21 protein-coding genes and 1 pseudogene are annotated in these 24,569 nt (G+C 54.4%); 3 read left to right on the top strand and 19 right to left on the bottom strand.

Features of this window, described 5'->3' with window-relative positions; genetic code table 11:
- Nucleotides 1-62: 62 nt before the first annotated feature.
- Nucleotides 63-1,475: an MBL fold metallo-hydrolase RNA specificity domain-containing protein gene (locus tag HBH25_RS14925; RefSeq protein WP_168084714.1), complete on the bottom strand. Its 1,413-nt coding sequence runs from the start codon at nt 1,473-1,475 to the stop codon at nt 63-65.
- 246 nt (nt 1,476-1,721) lie between these two features.
- Between HBH25_RS14925 and HBH25_RS14930 the strand changes: the two genes are divergently transcribed.
- On the top strand, nt 1,722-2,000 hold the full coding sequence (locus HBH25_RS14930) for a hypothetical protein (protein WP_168084715.1): 279 nt from the start codon (nt 1,722-1,724) through the stop codon (nt 1,998-2,000).
- A gap of 80 nt (nt 2,001-2,080) precedes the next feature.
- On the opposite strand, the gene HBH25_RS14935 is transcribed toward HBH25_RS14930, so the two are convergent.
- The 18 genes and pseudogenes from HBH25_RS14935 to mtnA all read right to left on the bottom strand — a co-directional run bounded on the left by HBH25_RS14935 (nt 2,081) and on the right by mtnA (nt 22,393).
- Nucleotides 2,081-2,350: a lipopolysaccharide assembly protein LapA domain-containing protein gene (locus tag HBH25_RS14935; RefSeq protein WP_168084716.1), complete on the bottom strand. Its 270-nt coding sequence runs from the start codon at nt 2,348-2,350 to the stop codon at nt 2,081-2,083.
- A 17-nt stretch (nt 2,351-2,367) separates the two neighbouring features.
- Nucleotides 2,368-2,667, bottom strand: a complete 300-nt coding sequence (gene ihfB / locus HBH25_RS14940; protein WP_168084717.1) for an integration host factor subunit beta — start codon at nt 2,665-2,667, stop codon at nt 2,368-2,370.
- Nucleotides 2,668-3,232: 565 nt separating this feature from the next.
- Nucleotides 3,233-4,966 carry a hypothetical protein gene (locus HBH25_RS14945; protein ID WP_168084718.1) on the bottom strand — a complete coding sequence of 578 codons (1,734 nt, stop codon included), beginning with the start codon at nt 4,964-4,966 and terminating at the stop codon, nt 3,233-3,235.
- An 11-nt stretch (nt 4,967-4,977) separates the two neighbouring features.
- Nucleotides 4,978-5,988: a class II aldolase/adducin family protein gene (locus tag HBH25_RS14950; RefSeq protein ID WP_168084719.1), complete on the bottom strand. Its 1,011-nt coding sequence runs from the start codon at nt 5,986-5,988 to the stop codon at nt 4,978-4,980.
- Complete coding sequence (locus HBH25_RS14955; protein ID WP_168084720.1) at nt 5,985-6,734, bottom strand: HAD family hydrolase; 750 nt, start codon at nt 6,732-6,734, stop codon at nt 5,985-5,987. Before HBH25_RS14955 ends, HBH25_RS14950 begins: the two co-directional genes overlap by 4 nt.
- Entirely contained in the window at nt 6,734-8,653 is a 1,920-nt protein-coding gene (locus HBH25_RS14960; RefSeq protein WP_218585497.1) for a hypothetical protein, read from the bottom strand. The genes HBH25_RS14955 and HBH25_RS14960 overlap by 1 nt, the downstream gene beginning before the upstream one ends.
- A 135-nt stretch (nt 8,654-8,788) precedes the next feature.
- Nucleotides 8,789-9,382 carry a phosphatidylinositol-specific phospholipase C/glycerophosphodiester phosphodiesterase family protein gene (locus HBH25_RS14965; RefSeq protein WP_168084722.1) on the bottom strand — a complete coding sequence of 198 codons (594 nt, stop codon included), beginning with the start codon at nt 9,380-9,382 and terminating at the stop codon, nt 8,789-8,791.
- A complete protein-coding gene (locus HBH25_RS14970; protein WP_168084723.1) occupies nt 9,373-10,077 on the bottom strand; it encodes a glycosyltransferase family 2 protein in 705 nt (234 codons plus the stop codon). The genes HBH25_RS14965 and HBH25_RS14970 overlap by 10 nt, the downstream gene beginning before the upstream one ends.
- The gene (locus HBH25_RS14975) at nt 10,074-10,457 is read right to left on the bottom strand and encodes a GtrA family protein (protein ID WP_168084724.1); all 384 of its coding nucleotides are present in this window, start codon (nt 10,455-10,457) and stop codon (nt 10,074-10,076) included. Before HBH25_RS14975 ends, HBH25_RS14970 begins: the two co-directional genes overlap by 4 nt.
- Nucleotides 10,458-10,474: 17 nt before the next feature.
- Nucleotides 10,475-11,878, bottom strand: coding sequence for a glycosyltransferase family protein (locus tag HBH25_RS14980; RefSeq protein WP_218585498.1), 1,404 nt, complete (start codon nt 11,876-11,878; stop codon nt 10,475-10,477).
- Between the two features lie 72 nt (nt 11,879-11,950).
- Nucleotides 11,951-12,145 (bottom strand): glycosyltransferase family protein, encoded by a 195-nt coding sequence (locus HBH25_RS23095; protein WP_218585499.1) that lies wholly within the window; start codon nt 12,143-12,145, stop codon nt 11,951-11,953.
- 257 nt (nt 12,146-12,402) lie between these two features.
- Entirely contained in the window at nt 12,403-14,085 is a 1,683-nt protein-coding gene (rpsA, locus tag HBH25_RS14985) for a 30S ribosomal protein S1 (RefSeq protein WP_168084725.1), read from the bottom strand.
- A gap of 134 nt (nt 14,086-14,219) precedes the next feature.
- Entirely contained in the window at nt 14,220-14,906 is a 687-nt protein-coding gene (gene cmk / locus HBH25_RS14990) for a (d)CMP kinase (RefSeq protein ID WP_324616899.1), read from the bottom strand.
- A 168-nt stretch (nt 14,907-15,074) separates the two neighbouring features.
- Nucleotides 15,075-15,980: pseudogene (locus HBH25_RS14995) on the bottom strand (prephenate dehydrogenase/arogenate dehydrogenase family protein); the annotation flags it as partial.
- 93 nt (nt 15,981-16,073) lie between these two features.
- The gene (gene pheA / locus HBH25_RS15000; RefSeq protein ID WP_168084728.1) at nt 16,074-17,180 is read right to left on the bottom strand and encodes a prephenate dehydratase; all 1,107 of its coding nucleotides are present in this window, start codon (nt 17,178-17,180) and stop codon (nt 16,074-16,076) included.
- The gene (gene serC, locus HBH25_RS15005; RefSeq protein ID WP_168084729.1) at nt 17,180-18,262 is read right to left on the bottom strand and encodes a 3-phosphoserine/phosphohydroxythreonine transaminase; all 1,083 of its coding nucleotides are present in this window, start codon (nt 18,260-18,262) and stop codon (nt 17,180-17,182) included. Before serC ends, pheA begins: the two co-directional genes overlap by 1 nt.
- Before the next feature lie 74 nt (nt 18,263-18,336).
- On the bottom strand, nt 18,337-21,012 hold the full coding sequence (gene gyrA, locus HBH25_RS15010) for a DNA gyrase subunit A (protein ID WP_168084730.1): 2,676 nt from the start codon (nt 21,010-21,012) through the stop codon (nt 18,337-18,339).
- A 304-nt stretch (nt 21,013-21,316) separates the two neighbouring features.
- On the bottom strand, nt 21,317-22,393 hold the full coding sequence (gene mtnA / locus HBH25_RS15015) for an S-methyl-5-thioribose-1-phosphate isomerase (RefSeq protein ID WP_168084731.1): 1,077 nt from the start codon (nt 22,391-22,393) through the stop codon (nt 21,317-21,319).
- A gap of 103 nt (nt 22,394-22,496) precedes the next feature.
- On the opposite strand from mtnA, the gene HBH25_RS15020 reads away from it, so the two are divergent.
- Nucleotides 22,497-23,828 (top strand): TRZ/ATZ family hydrolase, encoded by a 1,332-nt coding sequence (locus HBH25_RS15020; protein WP_168084732.1) that lies wholly within the window; start codon nt 22,497-22,499, stop codon nt 23,826-23,828.
- Nucleotides 23,829-23,870: 42 nt separating this feature from the next.
- Complete coding sequence (gene ubiG, locus HBH25_RS15025; protein ID WP_168084733.1) at nt 23,871-24,569, top strand: bifunctional 2-polyprenyl-6-hydroxyphenol methylase/3-demethylubiquinol 3-O-methyltransferase UbiG; 699 nt, start codon at nt 23,871-23,873, stop codon at nt 24,567-24,569.

Below are 24,569 nucleotides of genomic sequence, written 5' to 3' on the forward strand. Positions count from 1 at the left end.
AGCCGATTATAGAGTGTGTTGTGAAAAACCTTCGATTATTTTCATCTGGCACCCGCCGCAGGTCAGGGTTGAGTCACCACGCGCATGCTTGGGTACGCTGACGCCAGTGCCTGCGCCAGGCCATTTTTTGCCCTGGCTTCGCCGTGTACCAGCCGTACCTCACAGGGCGACTCTGGGATTCCCTTCACAAAGCCAAGCAACCCGGCTTGGTCTGCATGGGCGGAATAGCCTGCCAAGGTGGCCACGCCGGCGCGAATGTCGTACCGCTCGCCATCCAGGTCGATCCCCAGGAAGCCCTCCGCACCTTCGGCGGCCTGTATTACGGCACCCGGTGTGCCTTTGGCCTGGTACCCCGAGAACAGCACGTTGTGCCGAGGGTTTCTCAGCATGGCTTTGAGGTAATTGACGATACGGCCGGCGGAGCACATGCCGTTGCCAGCAATCACGATCGCAGGGCGCAATGTGCTGGCCAGGTAATTGACCGTGCGCTGATGCTGTTCATGGCTATCAAGGGTAATTAGCTGTGGAAAGGCCAACGGTGATCGCCCAGCCTGTGTGCGGCCTTGAGCCTCCTCGTTCCAGTGAGGCTGCAATTCCTTATAGGCCTGAGTGATACGGCTGGCCAACGGGGAGTCCAGAATCACCGGCAGCTGTGGCCAATCCACTACGCCTCTTGCGCCCGGAGAGCCGCCCACGCCCTTGTTGCGCAAAATGGTTTCAATGTCGGCCAGCAGTTCCTGGGCACGCCCCAGGCTAAAGGACGGGATCAGCACCGTGCCTTGGTCCTCCAAGGCCTTTTCGATAAGCCTTTCCAGCCGCGCTGTCCGATTTTCCTGTGCGCCATGCACCCTGTCACCGTAGGTGCTTTCCAGTACCAGCACATCCGCACGTTCCGGTGACACCGGCGGCCGCAACAGCGCCGAACGGCCGCTGCCCAGGTCCCCGGAAAACACCACTCGCTGGCTTTCAAGCGTACCGGAGGCACGAATATCGAACTCTACATACGCCGAGCCCAGCACATGCCCAGCCCGCTGCAACCGAATGCGGCATTGGGAAGGGCCAGCGGCCGGGAGCACGTGCCATTGGTCATAAGGCAGCGCAACAATCCTGCGCTTCACGCTTTGGATGTAACGCTCTACAGGCGCCTGGTCTCGGGTCACCATCAGCCGGAACGCATCTTCCAGCATCAGAGGAAGCAGGTGGGCAGAAGGCTCACTGCACAGGATAGGCCCGTCGAAACCTGCGGCCAGCAACCAGGGAATACGCCCCACATGGTCCAGGTGTACGTGGGTCACCACCAGCGCGGAAATGCCAGCGATATCGAATTCGATGCCGTTGCCATGCAAGGCTGTTTCATTGCCTTGGAACAGCCCGCAGTCGACCAGCACGCTGCAGGCTTCGCTTAGATGCAACTGGTGACAGGAGCCGGTCACCCCTTGGTGGGCGCCGTGATGAGTGATTGTAGGAAATGGCACGGTTGAGCATTCTCTGACGAGCTTTTGGAGCGGGGATTTAGCCGTGCAAATGCGAGGGATCACTATAGGCTCAGCTCTTAAACCGCGTGGGCCCAATACCATGGTCACCAAACTTTTCTACGCTTTCTGTTACGTATGAGGTAGGTTTACGAAAACCGGTGGTAATGCCGGCACGGCATGACATGAATCAGCACATAGCCGAAAGGCTCGGGCAACGTACCGGGGCCAACCAGAATAAGGACGGGCATGAGACGTGTTTTAGTTGCGATAGCATTGGTTGCACTGTGCGGATGTGCGTCGGATTCGCAATCCGAAGTGCGGCAGGGGAAAAAGGGGCTGCACATCAACTGCTCTGGGCTGATGTCCTCATGGAACAAATGCTACAAACGAGCCGAAAAAGCCTGCAACGGCGACTATCGGGTACTGGCTCGCTCGAGCCAGGAAGGCGAGGAAGCTACCGACTATCCATTCGGGCTTAACCCGGCCGGGTACACAAGCCGGAGCATGATCGTAATGTGCCGCTGACCTAAGTTTTAGCCTGATAGGCCCTCAGGGCCGCCATGACAGGCCTTGAGCCGCTTTAAGAAAGGCGTAGTGGCTACCTTCTATATGCTGGGCACATTAGCCTTTTGGCGGATCGCTGCCCGGCGCAGGCGACGGCGCCCCCGGATTGCAATGAACCAGCCTATCAGTGGGCCAATTGCCAACCCAGCCAGTAATGCCAGCAATACCATTGCAGACACAGGCCATTGAGGGCTTGCAAACCCTAGGAAGCTCAACGCTACCTTTTGGGAATTCTCCAACACGAACAGCAGGCACGCCGCTGCCACCATCAAAACCAGCACAACCTGAAACAGGCGCGTGATGCTACGCACGGGCTTACCTCCAGCACTCAAGCGGTTTCGCCCTCTTCGTCTTCATTTACACGGTCCCGCAATTCCTTACCTGGTTTGAAATGCGGTACGAACTTGCCATCCAGCGTCACAGACTGGCCGGTTTTCGGATTTCTTCCCACACGTGGAGAGCGGTAGTGCAGCGAAAAACTGCCAAAGCCGCGAATCTCAATCCGGTCCCCTGTGGCCAGGGACTGGGACATTTGCTCAAGCATGGTCTTGATAGCCAGCTCTACGTCCTTGGACGACAGCAGACCCTGATGCGTGACTATGCGTTCGATCAGTTCGGACTTCGTCATGTTTTTCCCTTCTTTATCAAGAAGCTAGGAAACCGCAGGAAGGTTGTAGCATGGCTGGAACGGTTTGAACAGCTTGACTTTTGGCTTTCTCGTGGGACTCAGGCGCTGCGGTGTTACACGTACACATCGTCGCGACAAAAGCTCAGTAGGAGAGATAAGCATACGGGTACGCGTAAAAAAGTGAACACCTAAATAGAGTGAGCGTGATGTCAATAAAGAATATGGAAAATACAAGCCCTAAGATTTATAGCAAAGAAAATAGTCAATAATACCATTAATGGAAAAGCCACCGATTTCGCACAAAAACTTTTTAAACAATCTAAGACTTTGCTAACAGTTATTAAAATTAGACACACCTGCTCCTAATCTAGATGAGCGTCAATAGCCAAATAATTTTTTTGAAATTTTGCTGAAAACGTCCCTTGAATGCGTTTCGTCGAATGCACCCGAAATAACTGTAGAAATCTTAAGCAAGTGCCCCTAGCCGGACACTTGCCATCACCTACAAACCGTCTACTAGCACACAATTTAATATGTGAACTTCCATAGTTTCAGGAATCTGCTATTATCGTCCCGACCAAGAAACGGCGAGCGTATTTCTATCATCCTTTATAGATGCCAATCGTATGGGCTGGGAAGACATCAACTGGACTGACTGAACCTCTTGCGCGCTAATCGACTTATCCCCAGCTAACAAAATCAAACCACCGCTAGGAGGTAATTCAGATTGGCCAGAGTAGAAAACCTTAGCGCCCGATTTGAGCTGAAAGACCAAAGTAACTTGAACGGTCGACTTACTTATAGACTGTGGTTTTAAAAGCACACCAACCGACATGACTGTTCTGTCAGAAACAGACTGCGGCATTGTTATAGGTATGAATACCCCAGGCTCTAATATTTTCTCATAATCAAATTGGGCTACCCAAGATATGTTAGGGGTAAAATCCGTACATCCACGAAGGAACTGCCAACCTAGCGGATCTATCGGAACGCATACTGGCGCTCCAGAATCGATAGCTGAAGACATTTCTTGCCACTTTGAATTATTAAAGGCAAACGGATTTACAGCCTTGTTGACGTTTACCGAAAAGGCAGCCCATCCAGAGACAAAGAACCAAAGTGCCAGAACTAGAGGCTTAAGCCAAGATATTAGAAACGGAAACTTTGGACAATCTGCTGCGAACACTGTAGATATCCATCCTGTCACGATTAGTGTTGTTCCGAAAAAACCAACAATAGTATGTCGATATAGCGGGACACCCGGCAAATTTTCCATATTAACGTTCCACTGACTACTTAGAGCGAAAGCGTTAAGCATGAAATTCATTAGCAGCAAGCCAAGACCGATAATGAGTAACGAATTAGATCTGCGTCGCACTAAGCAAAAAGTCAGGAGAATCATGAAAAGTGCAATTGAGCCGTATATGAGCGGGGGATAATATTCTGCCGCGACTTTCTTACCAGAAAGCATACCCCCTAAAAACCCTAATGAATAACGAAACCCAGCATCTATTTTTTGAAAACTAGAATAGTTAATCTGTGTAACAAACCCCCCGTTTGCGTGGCTATGTACCATTTGTATAAGCTGGATACAACAAAGCATAATCGAGGCCGTAGCAACAAGTCTAAACCTACGCTTGGCAAATATGGCAGCCAGTATAAGAGAGGGAACAACAGCTACAATAGCCGGCTTGGATAGAATCAGGAAACATATGAGCCAGCACCACCTAGGCACATCGCGATTACTATCAGACAATGAAAGAGCAGTAACAACCGAAATAAGAAATATGCCGAAATAGGTAAAATTTATAAATGTCCGAGTTTCATAGTCCGCAACCAGCAAAATAATTAATGCGCAAAAAAATCGTAATATGTCATTTGGGACAACAGCTCTGAACGGTCGAAGACAAAATGCACCGACTATACAACCCGTTAGCAACACTGACGTCCAAGTGTAGAAATAAGGCATGGAAGCAGCGGGAAACCCTATCGCGTCCCCAGCAAAGGCAATGATTCTAGGCAACAGTGGAATATAACCTGAATCAAGCTCAAAGAATTTTTGAAATAGATTGCCATCTTTGGATACAGCAAAATAGTTCGTAGCCATTTCGGCCCACATCTCACCGGCGAACATGAGATGTCCTTGCATCAAACACATGTACACAAAATACAAGATGACTACAAAAAAGAACAGAAATTTAGGCAGGCCTTTATGCTCGCCTAGTATGGTGTCGCTAATCACCGGTCCAAGGATTCTTTCACTATAGCCTTTTAAAGCCTCATGTACATTCTGTCGCATATGTCTATCCATTATTTCGCAAATTGCATACGGTATTGCTCTGCATCCCAGCTAAGCAAATTACGAATATCATCGCAATCTAACGAAACCAGTTGCTGCGATGGGCATTGCCTGCTTAGCACATCATAATAACAACGCAATTGAGCAGATTTGGCTTTATTTAAATATTGCTTAGCGTAAACACCACTGTTTCTAATAAATATCAATTCAGGAAGCTGTTCAAACTGATCAAAATCATCCCATGAATCGTATACGTAAGCTCTGGCACCTAGGAAGACAACATGATCAGGATATAACGCCCAATCTTTATGCAGCCTACAGAAAAGTGAATCTTGGATAGCGAGTTGATGAATTTTGGGGTCGTCGACAGCCCTGTACTGAGGATGAATCGCGGCAGACGGCTTTCTGCTTAATAAATCTACATCAAGGGTAATCTCGCACTTCAGAGCTGAACTTACTGTCTTAAGCAGGCTAGATATTTCACCTGGAGTACTTCCCCCTATGACTAAACCGTGGTTTTTCATGAAAACTACATCGGCTTTGGGATTTTCAGCCAATGCGTCAGCCACTGCCTCAGCTAACAGTGCACCAGGCTTTTGATACTCTACGACCGACCAGGAGCACAATTCATTTAGCTTTGATGCAATCGTGTTATCACAATCTTTGCGTACCAAGTGCGACAGGACGTCGATGGCGTGCAAATGTGCTACAACAGGATGAGGCATGAGAGCATGAAGGAGGGTTTCAATGGAAGGTTTTAGGATTGAGCCATTCCTTATATGAGGAACTGCAGCAAAATTTTTTGAATCAAGCTCATCTCGCAACTGATTAAGATCAACTTCTACAAAAATGTTATCGCGCACTGCATCTGCCAGCCAAGTGCCTGAAGCCTTTATCCAAAGCGAATTATCAATTTTCCATGAGACGTTACCACCCGCGCCTTGGACAAGTAACGGATCTGCTCCGACTTGCGCAGAATACTGAATAACTTCAAGCCCTAAACCTGCATGATTTTCGTTCATTTTTCCTGCCCTAGTTTCGCAAGTAAAGTACGAAGTGACTTAAAATTCTCAAAAGCAGCATCTGGAGCATCTGTGCCAACTCCTAAAGCTGTTCCAGAATGAATCTTTTGTAAGGTTACAGCGTTTATTTTTTCACGCCCACCACGAATATCATTAATCGGATTATCTCCCACCATCCAAATACAGTTACCTTTTGGACGCATCTTTTCAAGAGCGATAGTAAAAGGTGCCGCGTGAGGCTTGTCGAACCCGGCTTCTTCACTTGTTACAATATAATCGAAGTAGTTATCGAGACCGAAATAAACAACTTTACGGAACTGAATTTGTGCAGTTAAATCGGTCACTATGGCAGTAGGTATACCTAGCAACCTAATATCGTCCAAGAGCTCCTTGACATTATCGAATAAAATTGCATGATTTAAAAAGGTACGCCAGTAGGTTTGCTCAAAATCCAGCACGAGCAATATCTGTGAACCAAGCCCAAGGTTTTCCAGCATTCTTTGCAAATATAACAGTCGGCTGTGGGATGAAGCTGTTCCGTTTAAACGGTTTTTGACCTGATCCCTCGCTTCTTTGAATGCCACATCAAACTGTTCAGCCGTGATTGAAAAGGTTGCTACCGCTTTATCCCGGACTGCTTTTTGAGCTGCAGCGTGAGCTGGATCATAGGGATACAGTGTATTGTCGGTATCAAACAATATTGCATCAGGCAAACGATCGAAAAGTGAGGGGTTAAATATCTTCATCAAATGAATCGCTTCTTCAATGCTTGGTTGACATGAGAGAGAGTAATAAGCTGCATCAGCCCCAGCACTCCACCTTCCCATTTCGGATAAAAGTCCAGGAATTCAGATAGGCTGGGGCATATCATTTTTACAGCCATCTGAATATCATCCGCTGTTGGCTCACCCTCTATCGTAAGCGCTACTTCTGTACCATCAGCCTCCTCAGCCATGTCTACGTGCAAGCCACAGACGCCGATCAGAATACGGGTCAGCAAAACAGCGTTATACCCATGACGAGAACGTGCTAATAGTTTAAGGCGCAGAGGGTGATGGCCGCCATCCTCCAGAACACTTGGATGGATAGGTTGCACGCTAAAAATCAAATCAGCATGCGAAGCCTGAGGCCAGATAAATTTCGCTGAATCCGCTTCCCGCCGTTTGAATGAAGCCAGCACCTTTTCCAGCGAGTGCCCGCGATGCTGGACGTCTCTACGAATCTTTAGAAAACGTCTTAAATCTTCATCGATATCCAAATATACTTTCAAGCTGTAACATTGACGCATGATAGGTGAATACAGCGCGTGTAAGCCGCTAGCAATGATGAAGTCATTACTTCTTATTCCAAAAGGCCTGCTCATTTTTCCAGTACTGTGATCATAATGACGCGACTGGATACCCTTGCCATCGGTTAGAGATACAAGATCATGGGTAAAGGCATCCAAATCGTTTGCCATGGGATTCAGGTGGGTCATTACTTGCCACATTGGTTTCTGTCGATCCCATAAATGGTAATCGTCTCCAGAGATCGTAGCCACCGAATGCCGTCCGAACAAATCACGCATTGCGTCAGAGAAAGTATCTTTACCAGCCCCGGAGTCTCCCGCTATTCCCAACACGAAGGGCCTCCGACTCAGACGGAAGAAATCATTTCTGATAACAGTTTCTCGCCATACCCTGAACGCTAATATTATACCCAGGGCGACCAGCATCGTTTGCAAAATAGACAATGTATTTTTTTCAACAGATTGGGGTACGAAGGGTATCCAGTGCCTCAGGATATCCATCGTCGCAATAACCTGGGGACTGAGAAGCAGGCTGCATGACAAATAGACCATGGTAAACAGCCCTACCAGCACAAAAGCAAAACGATCGCTTTGCAACTGATAAGATACAAGAAGTGGCATGGCCCAAATAAACCAGCCCGGCGACACTGGAGTAAGAATCACCACTAATAAAAAAGCCATTCCTAGAGTAGCACTGAACAATTCAAAGTTCAGCCGCTTGACACGCCAGGTTGCATAAAACATTAAACAATAAGCCAGAGGCACCAAACAGAGTTTCGACCCTCCTCCTAAATCCAAAGCAAGCTGATATATCTTGCCAATTTCAGGGTTATTCAGCAGCATGTACAAACCGCCGCTGGACACCAACACGAATGGTAATAACAGCAAGCCTGATCCTAATACCAAACCTTTGAGATAGAACTGCAAAAACTGTTTTAAATTTTGATTATGCAAAAGATAAATCAGGAAAAAAGGAATCGCTATAACCATGCTCAGTTTGGCAGATATTGCCGCAGTGCATAAGAAGCCGCACCATAGCAAACGCATTTTCCTGAGGCAGTAAAAGGCTGCTACAAGGAAGACCATTGGAATAAGGTCATTGAAACCGAGAGCATAGGTTGCTGCTATTACTATAGGCGACAGCCAGTAGGTAATGAGTAGTAGCCGATCGCGCGAAGAAAGGTACTTTCTAAGAAATACAAGCATCACAACATCAGCTACCAGCAAAGTCACACTATAGCCATAGCTGAGAGGCACAGACATTGCTTTGCATAGCATACTAGCAGGCAATAGAACCAGCCACATAACATAGCCATATGGGAATGCGGAAGCTGCACCGCCTTGGTATAACCAATCTGACCAAGGATCCAGACTCATCCCGGTCAGACTAGACTCCAAGAAAGGCGCATACCATGTCAGTGTTGATGTTGGTATTACCCTAACGATCAATGCTATGCGGATCATCAGCCCGAGTATAAACAATGGATTTGAAAAAAAACTTTTAATCTGGGCTCAATTTCGCTCCCACAGATCGGGCCGCTTTGTACATACAGCTTCTGGCATTATCTTAAGCGTTTCCAGCTCAGCTTTTAACTTACTAATCTCTGACTCCGCATCGCGGCCCTGCAGTTCAGGAGACACGAGGCAAAGCTTGAAACCACCCAACTGCAACCGCTGCGCATCTTCCGCTGTAAGTGGAAAACGTGTGAAGCAATCAACCCATACCCAATCGATTTTTCCTGCCAAGGCCAGTGCGGTTTCTACTGATTCGAACTCGGAGACGCGAACGGCACACCGGCGCTCTCCTTTGTTTGCCCACCTGACAAGAAAAGGAAAGGACTGATCGAGGAAAAAATAGTCCTGGATGCCATGCACAGCCATTACCTCTATGAGCTTAGCTTCCAACCCTTCTTCTTTTACATTCAGAATCAAGGTGCCGTGACGGTACGCTGCAACCCATTCATTGAAACTTCCACCTTCCACCAGAGGATCATGATGAATAATAAGCTCATCGCCTTGGCTTCTTATGTCTACCTCAACTCCATAGTTGGTGGGCGTTGAAACAAGTTGTTCCAGCAGGTTGCGGCGATGCGATATTATTTCCACTTATTCAACCCTTTCCTTAACTGAAGACTAAAACCCACCGTTCTTCGTATAAATTTTAGCTTTGCTTGCCAATTCACATTCCAGTGAGATACGCCATGCGCTCTTTCGCCGAACCTGACATCAAACCGCCGAGTTTCGAGGCCACAGTCTTTACTTTTATAGTAAGCATATAGGTCCAACGAGAAGTCATGTGGCGCCTCATCCCAGTTCAGGAAGAAACTCTTTGGAAAAAGCGTTGGCTGTGCATTAATATCCCAGAACGGGCGCTGCAAGAGAATTGTCTCAAACGCACTCATCCCTATAGTAAAAATTACATCCGCTGCTGGCCTGCCATAACGCTTGCCTTTGACAAAGAGGGGCGATGCGCTATTTTCGAATATTTCTATAGCGTTTAGTACATCGCAAGGGTCAGTCTGAAGGTCGGCATGGGTCCAACCTATTATCTGCCCATTTGCAGATCTCAGACCTTCTAAAATCCCATACCCGTAGCCTTTGTTGACTGGCACTCTTACACTGCGGCACCTTTCATAGTTAGGCAAAAGCTCTTCAAGTAATGATGCTGAATTATCAGACGATCCATTATCGACTATAACTATCTCTATATCTGCTTCTTGAACAAGCAAGGAACATCTTTCAAGCAATAGAGGAATATTTTTTGCTTCGTTATAACACGGTATCACCAAAGAGTATTTCACTGTGGGCCCTTATTATAGAACGAGGAAAAAACAAAGAATTTCATACCCAGAAAATTCAGCACTGCTGTTACCCCTGTCGCAACCAAAAATGCCGCAACAATAGTCAGCCTCATGCCCGCGAATTCTTCCAGAAAAAAGCTATTGACATTCACATTTACTAAAAGTGTTACAATATATAACACAGCGAATCGCCATACACTTCCACGTACATGATTGGCATGCCCGAACGTCCATACCTTATTTGCGCAATAAGAGAAAATGGTTCCAGCAATGAAACCAGTCGTCTTCGCGACGCCCACCGGCACCATGGAAACTGCAAGCAGCCCCTTGTATGCAAGGAAGTCTATGACTACCGTCAGCGAGCCAATCAGCAAAAACAAGCCCAATTCCCGCCTTATCATGCTTTAGCCATTAAGGGAGCGGGTACCAGTGCCGCATAGCGCTCTTGGAGCTCCGCAATAGCTGTGCGAGACACGCGACTATCTTGCTCCAGCTGATACGGGTGCCCTGTCCATTTATGGAAGCACGATTGCCAATATTCAAACGTTTTCAAGTCGTTGGGCGTGCCCCAAGAGATGAAATTGTCAACTTCAAACAACTTACATTTTAAGCCAAGTGCTAGCGCATCGTTGATACAGGAGTCAATATAGAACTCCCCATTTACGCGACCATCCCTTGAAATGAGTGACTTTACAGCGTGGACAAAATCAGAACTGCGCCGAAAAGTGAATGTACCAATGACTATAGGATCAAGTTCTGGCTGTTCAAGAGGAAATTTTACTGATATAGCCTTTACATCGTTATCAACAGCGTTAATCCAACCGTACATATGAGGGTGGCGAACGGCATTTGCATGCTGCCGAACCCCCCACACTATAACGTCTACATCCGGATCATTTGCCAAAGCTTGAAAGGCTTGCTGGTTATAGAGAGCCCCATTGTCACATGCTCCAAAAGTCACTTGCTCTAGTGTCTCCTCTCCTAATTGCTTGGCTAGCTCATTCAGGCCTATTAGTGCCGTACAGGCCTGGCCTTCTGTTACAGCCGGCACCGTAGTGATCAACGCGCTTGGGTATTCGGCTTGCAATTGCATGGATATCGAATCCAGCTCCGGCATATCCGCACGTAGCACATAGGACGCTTGTCGAGCAGGTGGCAGATCGTGGGTAGCCTGTAATACCATCGGCCGTCCCGATACTGGAATCAACGGCTTCGTTAACCTGTACCCTTCCCTGGAAAAACGTTGGCCTAGGCCCGCCATTGGCACTACCAGATAGCCGGAACGCTCTTGTTCCAAATCATTCTGTAGGAGCCTTTTAAAGATAGTAGACCATTCATTATACTCGGCTACATCTCCAGGCGTACCCCACTGCATGAAGTGCTGCAAGGGGTAAACGGCGACCGGTAGTTTTTTCTGGAAGAGAGCATGGTAGGTCAAGCTAACATAATACTCACCATTCAAACTTAGGCCTTGGGCTACCGTTGCAGTGAACGCTTCCAGCATTAATTCACCCGTGGCGAAGTAGTAAGTCCCACTGGACGCGTACTCTTCCATCCTGTTATCGGTGTAGGGTTGTTTCTCTTGAATATCCTTAGCCCACCCATCCTGCTCACGCAAGTACGCATAGTTGGTCGTACCTAGTGTGTGGGGGTGGAACCCTTTGTAAGCCGGAATAATGCCAACCGCTGCCGTTTCGGCAGCAAAACTTTTGAAATTTTCCCAGTCCCAAAAGCACGTAAAGTCGCAGTAATTCACTACCACTGGCTTATTGCGCTCGACTAGAGGAAGGACCTGCAACACTGCATGCACTGGGCCCAATTTATGCGGCTCTATACCAACTATCCGCCCCGTTGGACAGTATTGCTCAAGGATCTAAGCCATGCGGTATTCAGGATGATTAAGGTGGTCCTGATTGCAGATAAAAATAAAATCCGTCTCGCCTGGGAACATATCAATGACATGAGCAACAATTGGTTTTCCCTCGATTTCGATCATTGGCTTCGGAACCGAGTATCCAGCACGACGAAAGCGCTCTCCAAAACCAGACATTGGAATGATGATCTGCACGTTAATTTCCATCCCGTTATAAATTGTCTTCCATTACCGCTGGCGACGACCCAGTCGGTTGGCGTACTGACGATATTCTATCCTCCCTGATATCGAAACGTCACTCGCTGAAGCAATCCGCTTTGGGCAATGTCGGAATATTCCAATTATCCCCTGGTGGGACGAATGTTCGTTTTAGTTAGCCAGCCGTTCGTTTTCCATAGACAAAAAAAAGGGGTGGCCGAAGCCACCCCTCTTCATTCAATGGTTAACAGAACTCAGTTCTGCTTTTCCATTTGAGCGCGGAGCAGATCACCCAGGGTGGTCGGGCCGGCGCTTTCAGAGCTTGGCTTCTCGCGCAGGCTCTGGATTGCTTCTTTCTCGTCTTCAACGTCCTTGGACTTCACGGACAGCTGAATAACGCGAGACTTACGGTCGACGCTGATGATCTTAGCTTCGACTTCTTCGCCTTCTTTCAGCACGTTGCGCGCGTCTTCAACGCGGTCACGGCTGATTTCAGAGGCTTTCAGTGTGGCTTCGATGTCATCGGCCAGGGTGATTACAGCGCCCTTGGCGTCAACTTCTTTAACGATACCGCGGACGATAGCGCCCTTGTCGTTGACAGCAACGTAGTTGGAGAACGGATCGTCTTCCATCTGCTTGATGCCCAGCGAGATGCGCTCACGCTCTGGGTCAACGGACAGGATAACGGTTTCCAGCTCGTCGCCCTTCTTGAAGCGGCGTACGGCTTCTTCGCCAGCTTCGTTCCAGGAGATGTCGGACAGGTGAACGAGGCCGTCGATGCCGCCATCCAGACCAATGAAGATACCGAAATCGGTGATCGACTTGATGGTGCCGGAGATCTTGTCGCCCTTGTTGAAGTGGCCAGAGAAGTCTTCCCATGGGTTGGACTTGCACTGCTTGATGCCCAGGGAGATACGACGACGCTCTTCGTCGATGTCCAGAACCATGACTTCCACTTCGTCGCCGACTTGAACGACTTTGGACGGGTGGATGTTCTTGTTGGTCCAGTCCATTTCGGAAACGTGTACCAGGCCTTCCACGCCTTCTTCCAGCTCTGCGAAGCAGCCGTAGTCGGTCAGGTTGGTAACGCGTGCATTCACGCGGGTACCTTCTGGGTAACGTGCCTTGATAGCAACCCATGGGTCTTCGCCCAGTTGCTTGAGGCCCAGGGATACACGGTTACGCTCGCGATCGTACTTCAGAACCTTGACGTCGATCTCGTCGCCAACGTTGACGATTTCCGAAGGATGCTTGATACGCTTCCAGGCCATGTCGGTGATGTGCAGCAGGCCGTCCACGCCACCCAGGTCCACGAATGCGCCGTAGTCGGTGAGGTTCTTGACGATACCCTTGACCTGCTGGCCTTCCTGCAGCGATTCCAGCAGCGCTTCGCGCTCGGCGCTGTTCTCGGCTTCCAGGACGCTACGACGGGAAACGACAACGTTGTTGCGCTTCTGGTCGAGCTTGATGACCTTGAACTCGAGCTCTTTGCCTTCCAGGTGAGTGGTGTCGCGTACTGGACGCACGTCGACCAGCGAACCCGGCAGGAACGCACGGATACCGTTGACGTCGACGGTGAAACCACCCTTGACCTTGCCGTTGATGACGCCCTTGACCACTTCTTCGGCAGCGAAGGCAGCTTCCAGAACGATCCAGCACTCGGCGCGCTTGGCTTTTTCACGGGACAGCTTGGTTTCGCCAAAGCCATCTTCCACCGCGTCCAGCGCGACGTGAACTTCGTCACCGACCTTGATGGTCAGCTCGCCAGCTTCGTTGAAGAACTGCTCGAGCGGGATGACGCCCTCGGACTTCAGGCCAGCGTGTACAGTCACCCAGTCGCCGTCGATGTCGACAACAGTACCGGTGATGATAGCGCCAGGCTGAAGGTTGAGGGTTTTCAGGCTTTCTTCAAAAAGTTCTGCAAAGCTTTCGCTCATTTTAATTCCTGTAGATTGAGCCGGAGGCCGGCCCACAACCACGATCCAGTTAACGTGGGCTGCGTTTGAATAAGGAAAACCTTCAGGGGCAGCGGCCATCGCCGCTTACGCTGGAACCCCTTGGGTTTTCCGGGTCAGGCGAGATCGCGTTGTGCGACCTCGCTCATGATTTTGTCGAGCACCTGTTCGATAGACAGCTCGGTAGAGTCGAGCTGTATGGCATCGGCAGCCGGTTTGAGCGGTGCCACTGCCCGTTGCGTGTCGCGTTCGTCGCGCACACGTATCTCATCCAACAGACTCGCCAGACTAACATCATCGCCCTTTGCCTTCAACTGCAAGTAACGGCGACGTGCGCGTTCGTCCGCGCTAGCGGTAAGAAACACCTTGAGTGGCGCATCTGGAAACACCACAGTACCCATGTCCCGCCCATCTGCGATAAGGCCAGGATGCTCTCGGAACGCCTTCTGGCGCTCCAGCAGAGCCTCACGCACCGCAGGAATGGCAGCCACTTGGGAAGCGCCGGCGCCCACCTGCTCATTGCGAATGGCCTGTGACACATCATCCCCTTCAAGGATGATACGGTCCAGCCGATGATCGGTTGCCGCGACGAACTGCACGTCCAAGTGCTTGGCCAGCAGCACCAGGGACGCCTCGTTGCTCAAGGCCACGCCATGATTGGTGGCGGCAAACGCCAGCAGGCGATAGAGCGCGCCGGAGTCCAGGAGGTTCCAGCCCAGCTTCTCTGCCAGCTTGCTGGCAACGGTGCCCTTGCCTGAGCCACTGGGCCCATCGATGGTAATGACCGGAGCTTGAAAATTCACAACTGACCCTCTTTGACCCGTGCATTCCCGGGCGCCTGGCCACTGGGAAGGCTGAAATGAAAAAACGAGCATCCCATGCCATTGGCTACCGGCAGGCATGATACCCGATTGGTGTTACAGGCGACCCTGCAATCAGGCTCACTCTCCACCTTGATACGGCTTGCTCCTGGCGCGCTGGGCAAGGATCTCGCCAAAATGCTCGCGGGCGGCACGTGCCTGCGTGAACGTTCTCAGCAGCTCATCGCTGTCACGCTGGCTCACCGCCTCGCGCAATGCGTCCAGGTCGGCCCGGTAGGCGTCCAGCTGGCGAAGCACGGCGTCACGATTCGCCAGGAAGATGTCATGCCACATGACCGGGTCACTGCCAGCGATACGGGTGAAGTCACGGAATCCCCCGGCGGCGTAGCGGAAAATCTCCAGGCTCTCGTCGCGGCGAGCCAGCGAGTCCACAAGGTTGAAGGCCAGCAAGTGAGGCAAGTGACTGGTAGCCGCCAGCACTTCATCGTGGCGCTCAACATTCATGTGTTCCACGTCCGCCCCTAGCGCCCGCCAGAGTGCATCGATAACGCTCAGCGCTGCAGGCTCGGTTTCAGCCAGTGGCGTGAGAATCACCTTATGGCGCTGGAACAAGGCGCTGTTGGACGCTTCCACCCCGCTCTGCTCGGAGCCTGCAATGGGGTGGCCCGGTACAAGGCGGTGCAGGTGAGACGGCAATGCCACCCGGGCAGCACGCACGATGTTGCCTTTGGCGCTCCCCACGTCCGTGATGATTGCATTGCCAAGGTCCAGCTCGGCCAGCATGGCCAGCACCCGCTCCATGGCCAGGATGGGCACGGCCAACTGGATGACATCGGCCCCGATACAGGCTTCGCTCAACGACGCCACACAGCGATCCGTTACGCCCAGCTCCACGGCCCGTGCCCGGGACACAGGGTTCAGGTCTACCCCCACCACTTCGGCACAGCAGCCGCTGGCACGAAGCCCTTTGGCAAACGAGCCACCAATAAGGCCCAGGCCGACCACCACCAGGCGGCCAATCAATGGCGCACGGCCGGTGGAGTGTTCATTCAACATGGAAAAGGTCCGCAAAGGCACGGGCACATCGATAACGGTACTGCATGCCGGGTTGTACAGTGCGGCCGGCAGGCGACCGCAGGTGCAAGGGAGTCAGAGCACAGCCTTTGGATAGGAGCCCAGTATTTTCAGCGCTACGGATTCGTTGCTGATCTGCTCCAGCACCGCCTTGATCAGCGGATCCCGGTGATGGCCTACGAAATCGATGAAGAACACGTACGTCCACTTGCCGCTGCGAGAAGGCCGCGTCTCGATGCGGGTGAGATCGATGTGGTTTTCATGGAAGGGCATCAGCAACTCGTGCAACGCGCCTGGCTTGTTCTGCATGGACACGATGACAGACGTTTTGTCGTCACCGGTAGGCGGCACTTCCTGATTCCCGATAATCAGGAAACGGGTTGCGTTGTCGGGCCGGTCTTCGATTTTCTCGGCCAGGCGCTCGAGCCCGTAAAGCGTCGCCGCCATGTCACCGGCGATGGCAGCGGAGTTCCACTCCCCTTTTAACCGCTTGGCCGCTTCGGCGTTGCTGGACACCGCAACACGCTCCACGTTGGGGTAATGGGCATCCAGCCATTTGCGGCACTGGGCCAGGGACTGGGCATGGGAGTAGATGCGCGAAATACTGTCTGTCTTGGTATTAGGGCCAATCAGCAGGTGGTGGTGAATGCGCAGCTCCACTTCCCCGCAAATGACCATGTCATGCTCAAGGAAACTGTCGAGGGTATGGTTAACCGCGCCTTCAGTGGAGTTCTCTACCGGCACCACGCCGAAATTCACCGCACCGGCCACCACCTCACGGAACACTTCGTCGATAGCGGCCATGGGCTGGCTGATGACGGCGTGACCGAAGTGCTTCATCGCCGCGGCCTGGGTAAACGTCCCTTCAGGGCCCAGGTAGGCCACTTTCAGCGGCTGTTCCAGCGCCAGGCAGGTGGACATGATTTCGCGGAACAGCCGCGCCATCTCTTCATCACCCAGAGGCCCCTGGTTGCGGTCCATCACGCGCTTGAGCACCTGCGCCTCACGCTCGGGACGATAGAACACCGGCGTTTCGCCCACGGCCAAAGTGGCCATCTTGACCCGCGCCACTTCCTGCGCACAGCGGGCACGGTCGCTGATCAGCTCCAGGATTTTCTCGTCAAGGTTATCGATGCGCAGGCGCAGTGCCTTGAGCGCCTGATCGGAGCTGGTGTCGGTCATCAAGCGCGCTCCTTCTCGAACTCGGTCATGTAAGCGATCAGCGCCTCAATGGCATCTTGCCCCAAGGCGTTGTAGATCGAAGCACGCATACCACCGACGGAACGGTGGCCCTTGAGGTTCAACAGGCCACGCGCATCGGCACCGGCCAGGAAGGCTGCGTCCAAGCGCTCGTCTGCCAGGCGGAAGGGCACGTTCATCCACGACCGAGCCGCCGGTGCGATGGGGTTGCTGTAGAAGGCGCTGCTGTCGAGGAACCCGTAGAGGCGGTCCTTCTTGAGCCGGTTGCGCTGCTCCATCACCGTTACCCCGCCCTGCTCTTTCAGCCACTCGAACACCAGGCCAGAGAGGTACCAGGAATAGGTCGCTGGCGTGTTGTACATGGAGTGGTTATCCGCCGCCACCTTGTAGTCCAGCATGGTGGGGCAGATGGCCCGGGCGTTGCCGAGCAGGTCCTCACGAATGATGACGACTACCAAACCACTGGGGCCGATGTTCTTCTGGGCGCCGGCATAGATCATGCCGTAGTCCGCCACATTGATAGGCCGCGAAAGGATGTCCGAAGACATGTCCACTACCAAAGGCGCCTCGGCCTGTGGCACTGAATGGAATTCCAGCCCGCCAATGGTTTCGTTGCTGGCATAGTGAACGTAGGCGGCACCCTGGGTGAGCTGCCAGTTGTCTTGTGCAGGAAGGTCCAGGTAATCCAGGCCTTTGGCACTGGCGGCCACGTTGACTGCCCCATAGCGCCGGGCTTCGTCGATGGCCTTGCGCGACCAGATGCCGGTGTCGATGTAGTCCGCTACGCCGCCTTCAGGCAACAGGTTGAGCGGAATCACCGAAAACTGCTGGCTGGCACCGCCTTGCAGAAAGAGCACCTTGTAATTCGAGGGGATGGACAGCAGGTCGCGCAGGTCTTGTTCGGCCTTTTGTGCAACGGCCGTGTAGTCTTCGCTGCGGTGGCTCATTTCCATGATGGAAAGGCCTTTGCCATGCCAGTCGAGCATCTCCGCCTGGGCGCGCTTCAAAACGGCTTCAGGCAGCGCGGCAGGGCCTGCGCAGAAGTTAAAGGCTCGGTTGCTCACGTCACTCTCGCTCTACAAAAGGGATATGCCTTGCATCGCCGGGCGCTCAAGCACCCGGCTGCCTGTGTAACCTGTTACTCGTCGTCCAGCGGTGCATCGCCGGTGTCGCCCAGCTCATCGGCCGGGGTTTCGACGCCGTCTTCCGGCGCGTCGATCAGCTCCTCGACCATGCTCTGCGCCAGCGCGTCTTCGCTTTCGAACAGCTCTACCTCTTCCTCGGAAGGCTCCTGTACACGCTCAAGGCCTACCAGTTTCTCATCGGTGGCTAGCTTGATGAGGGTTACACCCTGAGTGTTGCGGCCCAGGCTGGAGACTTCACCGACACGGGTACGTACCAGGGTGCCCTGGTCGGAAATCAGCATGATTTCCTCGCCCTCAAGCACCTGCACGGCGCCTACCAGGCGGCCATTACGGTCGTTGCTGACCATGGCGATCACGCCCTGGCCGCCACGGTTGTACTGAGGGAACTCGGCAATCGCCGTACGCTTGCCATAACCGCGCTCAGAGGCCGTGAGGATCTGGCTGCCTTCTTCAGGAATGATCATGGAGATCAAGCGTTGGCCTTCGGCCAGGCGCATGCCGCGAACGCCGCGGGCGGTACGGCCCATGGGGCGCACATCTGCCTCGTTGAAGCGGGTTACCTTGCCTGCGTCGGAGAACAGCATCACTTCGCGCTGGCCATCGGTGATGGAGGCGGAGATCAGGACGTCGCCTTCATCCAGCTCCAGCGCGATCAGGCCTACGCTGCGCTGACGGCTGAACTGAGGCAGCGGCACTTTCTTCACGGTGCCGTTGGCGGTGGCCATGAAAATGAAGTGGCCCTCGGTGTACTCCTCCACCGGCAGCATGGTGGTGATGTACTCGCCTTCGCTCAGCGGCAACAGGTTCACCAGCGGGCGGCCACGGGCGGCACGGGAGGCTTCGGGAATTTCGTAAGTCTTGAGCCAGTACACCTTGCCTTTGCTGGAGAAGAGCATGAGCGTGGTGTGGCTGTTGGCAACCAGCAGGTGGGAGATGTAGTCCTCGTCCTTCACACCCGTGGCGGACTTGCCCTTACCGCCGCGACGCTGCGCCTGATAGGCCGCCAGCGGTTGGGTTTTGGCGTAGCCGCCGTGGGAGATGGTCACCACGCGGTGCTCTTCGGGGATCATGTCACCCAGGGTGAGGTCCAGGCGTGCGTCCAGGATCTCGGTGCGGCGTACATCGCCATATTCGGCACGAATGAGTTCCAGCTCTTCGCGGATCACTTCCATCAGGCGCTCGGCGCTGTTGAGGATGCGGATCAGTTCGCCGATCTGGTTGAGAATTTCCTGGTACTCGGCCAGCAGCTTCTCGTGCTCAAGGCCGGTCAGGCGGTGCAGGCGTAGGTCCAGGATAGCCTGGGCCTGTTCCGGCGACAGGAAGTACTTGCCGTCGCGCATGCCATACTGCGGGTCCAGGTTCTCCGGCCGGCAGGCATCGGCGCCAGCACGCTCGACCATGGTCATCACGGCAGAGGACGCCCACCCCGTGGACACCAGTGCCTCCTTGGCCTCGGAAGGCGTAGGGGACGCCTTGATCATGGCAATGACGGGGTCGATGTTGGACAGGGCAACGGCCTGCCCTTCGAGGATATGTCCACGCTCGCGCGCCTTGCGCAGCTCGAACACGGTACGGCGGGTGACCACCTCGCGGCGGTGGCGCACGAACGCTTCGAGCAGGTCCTTGAGGTTCAGCACGCGCGGGCGGCCGTCGATCAAAGCCACGATGTTGATGCCGAACACGGCCTGCAGCTGGGTTTGGGCGTACAGGTTGTTGAGGATCACCTCCGGGACTTCGCCACGGCGCAGCTCGATCACGATGCGCATACCGTCCTTGTCGGACTCGTCACGCAGCTCGGTGATGCCTTCGAGCTTCTTCTCCTTCACCAGCTCGGCAATTTTCTCGATCAGGCGTGCCTTGTTCAGCTGATAAGGCAGCTCGGTGACTACGATCTGCTGGCGGCCACCCACCTTGTCGATGTCTTCCACCGTGGAGCGGGCACGCATGTAAATGCGACCACGGCCAGTGCGGTAGGCTTCGATGATGCCTTGACGGCCATTGATGATGGCTGCTGTGGGGAAGTCCGGCCCTGGGATGTGCTGCATCAGTTCGTCGATGGTCACGTCCGGGTTGTCGATGACAGCCAGGCAGCCGTCGAGCACTTCACCCAGGTTGTGGGGCGGAATGTTGGTGGCCATGCCGACCGCGATACCGCTGGAACCGTTGACCAGCAGGTTAGGGATGCGGGTTGGCATGACTGCCGGGATCTGCTCGGTGCCATCATAGTTGGGCACCCAGTCCACGGTTTCCTTGTGCAGGTCGGCCAGCAGTTCATGGGCCAGCTTGGTCATGCGCACTTCGGTGTATCGCATGGCCGCCGCGTTGTCGCCGTCCACCGAACCGAAGTTGCCTTGGCCGTCTACCAGCAGGTAGCGCAGCGAGAACGGCTGGGCCATGCGCACGATGGTGTCGTACACCGCCGTATCGCCGTGAGGGTGGTACTTACCGATCACATCACCCACGACACGGGCCGATTTCTTGTAAGGCTTGTTCCAATCGTTGCCCAGCTCGCTCATGGCGAAGAGCACCCGGCGGTGCACCGGCTTCAACCCGTCGCGGGCGTCCGGCAGGGCGCGCCCCACGATTACGCTCATGGCGTAGTCGAGGTAGGACTGCCGCAGTTCGTCTTCGATATTGACCGGTAGGATTTCTTTGGCCAGTTCGCCCATGAGAAGCCTTATTCCTTAATGTGATGAAACTCAGCCGAGCCAGCATTTGGCCAGCAATCTACCTGACGACGTGCGCCTCACAAACAGCGGGCGGCGCCTATGGAAATGGCCGCCCTGAAAGCGCTGGATCTTACCACAAGGCGCGTCAGGGGCCTATCCCCCGCGGGGCTTTGGAGGAGACACGTATTCCCCGAAAAACGCTCAGAGCGGCGCGTAGGGGCTGCGGCAGTCGTCACAACCTTCGTAAACCCTGTTCGCCGGCTTTGCCGGCTCCCACAGGGGCCCTACACACAAAGGGACGTTATTAGTGCAGCCGCTTGCGGCACATGAGCTGGCTCATCTTGGCAGTATCAGGCCGCTCCACGACGCCCTTTTCCGTCACAATCACATCGATGAGGTCGGCGGGGGTTACATCAAACACTGGGTTGAAGGCTTCCACATCCGCGCCAAACCGCACGCCGCCGACTTCCAGCAATTCGCTGCCAGCACGCTCTTCGATGGGAATGTCGTCACCGGTCGCCAAGCTCATGTCGATGGTAGAGCTAGGCGCCACCACCATGAAGCGCACGCCGTGGTGCATGGCATTCACAGCCAGTTGGTAGGTGCCGATCTTGTTGGCCACGTCGCCGTTGGCCGTAATACGGTCGGCGCCCACAATCACCCAGGTAATGCCCTTGGTTTTCATGATGTGGGCCGCAGCCGAGTCGGCATTTAGCGTGACCGGTATGCCCTCATTGGCCAGTTCCCAGGCCGTAAGGCGCGACCCCTGCAACCAGGGGCGGGTTTCGTCAACATATACGCGCTCTATCATGCCCTCGATCCAGGCACCCCGGATCACGCCCAGTGCAGTACCAAACCCGCCCGTGGCCAGCGCACCCGTATTGCAATGGGTGAGCAAGGCTTGAACATTGCCCTGGTGCTTGCGGATCATGTCCACACCCAGTTGGGCCATGGTCAGGTTGGCCTCACGGTCACTTTCATGGATATCCGCTGCCTCTGCTTCCAGCGCGGCCACGGGCGATTCACCGCTACGCAGCCGGGCCAAGCGCTCACGCATACGGTTGAGCGCCCAGAACAGGTTCACGGCCGTGGGGCGGGAAGCCGCGAGCAGCGCCATGTCGGCGGACACGGCGGCGTGCCAGTCGCCACCGGCTTCGAGCCGGCGTGCTGCCGACAGGGCTACCCCATAGGCGGCGGCGATGCCGATAGCCGGGGCGCCACGCACCACCATGCTGCGAATGGCCTCGGCCACACCGGCCGCATCGGTGTAGCGCAGCCAGGTTTCAGAGGCCGGCAACAGGCGCTGGTCGAGCAGGAACAAGGCACCATCACGCCAATCGATCGCCTTTACCTTCTCAGCTGCCAACAGTCGATCGCGCATGCCGTACCTCACTCAAGCATTCAAAACCGCCGATTATACCGCCCCCCCAGGAAACACGCTCGGGTATACTTCGGCCACGTGTTCCTCCTATCGGAAGCTGCCCATGCCCCCTGCCCCTACCCTCGACCTTTTGCTGCTGCCAACCTGGCTCGTGCCAGTTGAACCGGCAGGCGTGGTGTTCAAGGATTACGCGCTGGGTATCCGCGACGGAGTGATCGACTTTCTAGGGCCTCGCGCCGACGGCATTGCCCGCTCAGCCGTAGAGGTGATCGAGCTGCCAGGCTGCGTGCTTACCCCCGGCCTGGTCAACGCCCATGGGCATGCCGCCATGAGCCTGTTCCGTGGCCTGGCTGATGACCTGCCGCTGATGAGCTGGCTGCAAGACCATATCTGGCCCGCCGAGGGCCGATGGGTGGATGAAGCCTTCATTCAGGATGGTGTGGACCTGGCCATTGCCGAGCAGATAAAAGGCGGCATTACCTGCTTTGCGGACATGTACTTCTTCCCTACCGTGGCGGCAGACCGTGTACACGAAGCGGGGCTGCGCGCCCAGATCTCCATCCCGGTACTGGACTTTCCTATCCCAGGCGCCCGAAGCAGCGACGACGCCATTCGCGAGGGCATCGCCTTGCACGACGCCCTGCGCGAGCACCCGCGCATCACCCTGGCCTTCGGGCCTCATGCTCCCTATACGGTAGGCGACGACAACCTGCTCAAGGTGCAGGTGCTTGCCGACCAGCTGGATATCCCAGTGCAGATGCACGTTCACGAAACGGCTTTCGAGGTGCAGCAGGCCACGGAAACCACTGGCGAGCGGCCGCTGGCGCGGTTGGCGCGCCTTGGCATGCTGGGCCCGCGCTTCCAGGCCGTTCACATGACCCAGGTGAGCGACGAGGACTTGGCCCTGCTGGTGGAAAACAACTGCAGCGTGGTGCATTGCCCCGAATCCAACCTCAAGCTGGCCAGCGGTTTCTGCCCGGTAGAGCGGTTATGGCAGGCCGGGGTGAACGTGGCCATCGGTACGGACGGCGCGGCTAGCAACAACGACCTGTGCCTGCTGTCCGAAACCCGTACTGCAGCGCTCCTGGCCAAAGCCGTGGCGGGCAGTGCCACAGCCGTGGATGCCCACAGGGCCTTGCGCATGGCCACGCTCAATGGCGCCCGCGCGCTGGGCCTGGATGCGTGCATCGGCTCGCTGGAAGTGGGCAAGGCGGCTGACATCGTCGCCGTGGACCTGTCCGGGCTGGCGACTCAGCCGGTCTACAACCCTGTGTCCCAATTGATTTATGCCGCGGACCGGCACTGCGTAAAGCACGTCTGGGTCGCCGGTAAACCTTTGCTGCAAGACGGCCAGCTCACCGGGTTCGACGAGGGCGAGCTTGTCGCCCGCGCCCGTGCGTGGGGTGAACGTATTGCAGAGGGCGAGGCCCATTGAACAGGCTGCCCATTTTTTTCCTATTTGCCCCAAGGACTGCCCATGAGCAACGTCGACCACGCTGAAATCGCCAAATTCGAAGCCCTCGCCCACCGCTGGTGGGACCGCGAAAGCGAGTTCAAGCCACTTCATGAGATCAACCCGCTGCGCGTGAACTGGATTGACGAACGCGCACCGTTGGCCGGCAAGAAAGTACTGGATGTAGGCTGCGGTGGCGGTATTCTCAGCGAAGCCATGGCCCTGCGCGGCGCGACGGTTACCGGTATTGACATGGGGGAAACCCCGCTGGCTGTGGCGCGCCTGCATCAGCTTGAGTCCGGTGTGGAGGTGGACTACCGGCAAATCACCGCCGAAGCCATGGCCCTCGAAGCCCCAGGCGAGTATGACGTGGTCACCTGCCTGGAAATGCTTGAGCACGTCCCAGACCCCTCGTCCGTGATCCGCGCGTGCGCGCGCCTGGTCAAGCCAGGTGGGCAGGTATTTTTCTCCACCATCAACCGCAACCCCAAAGCCTACCTGTTTGCCATCATCGGCGCCGAATACATCATGAAGCTGCTGCCCCGTGGCACCCATGATTTCAAGAAATTCATCCGCCCTTCCGAGCTGGGCAGCTGGAGCCGCGACGCCAGCCTGCGTGTGAAAGACATGATCGGTTTGACCTACAACCCACTGACCAAGCACTACAAGCTGGCCTCGGACGTGGACGTCAACTACATGATCCAGACCGTTCGGGAGGCCTGA

It is taken from the genome of Pseudomonas quercus (assembly GCF_012033695.1).
Lineage (GTDB): Bacteria > Pseudomonadota > Gammaproteobacteria > Pseudomonadales > Pseudomonadaceae > Aquipseudomonas > Aquipseudomonas quercus.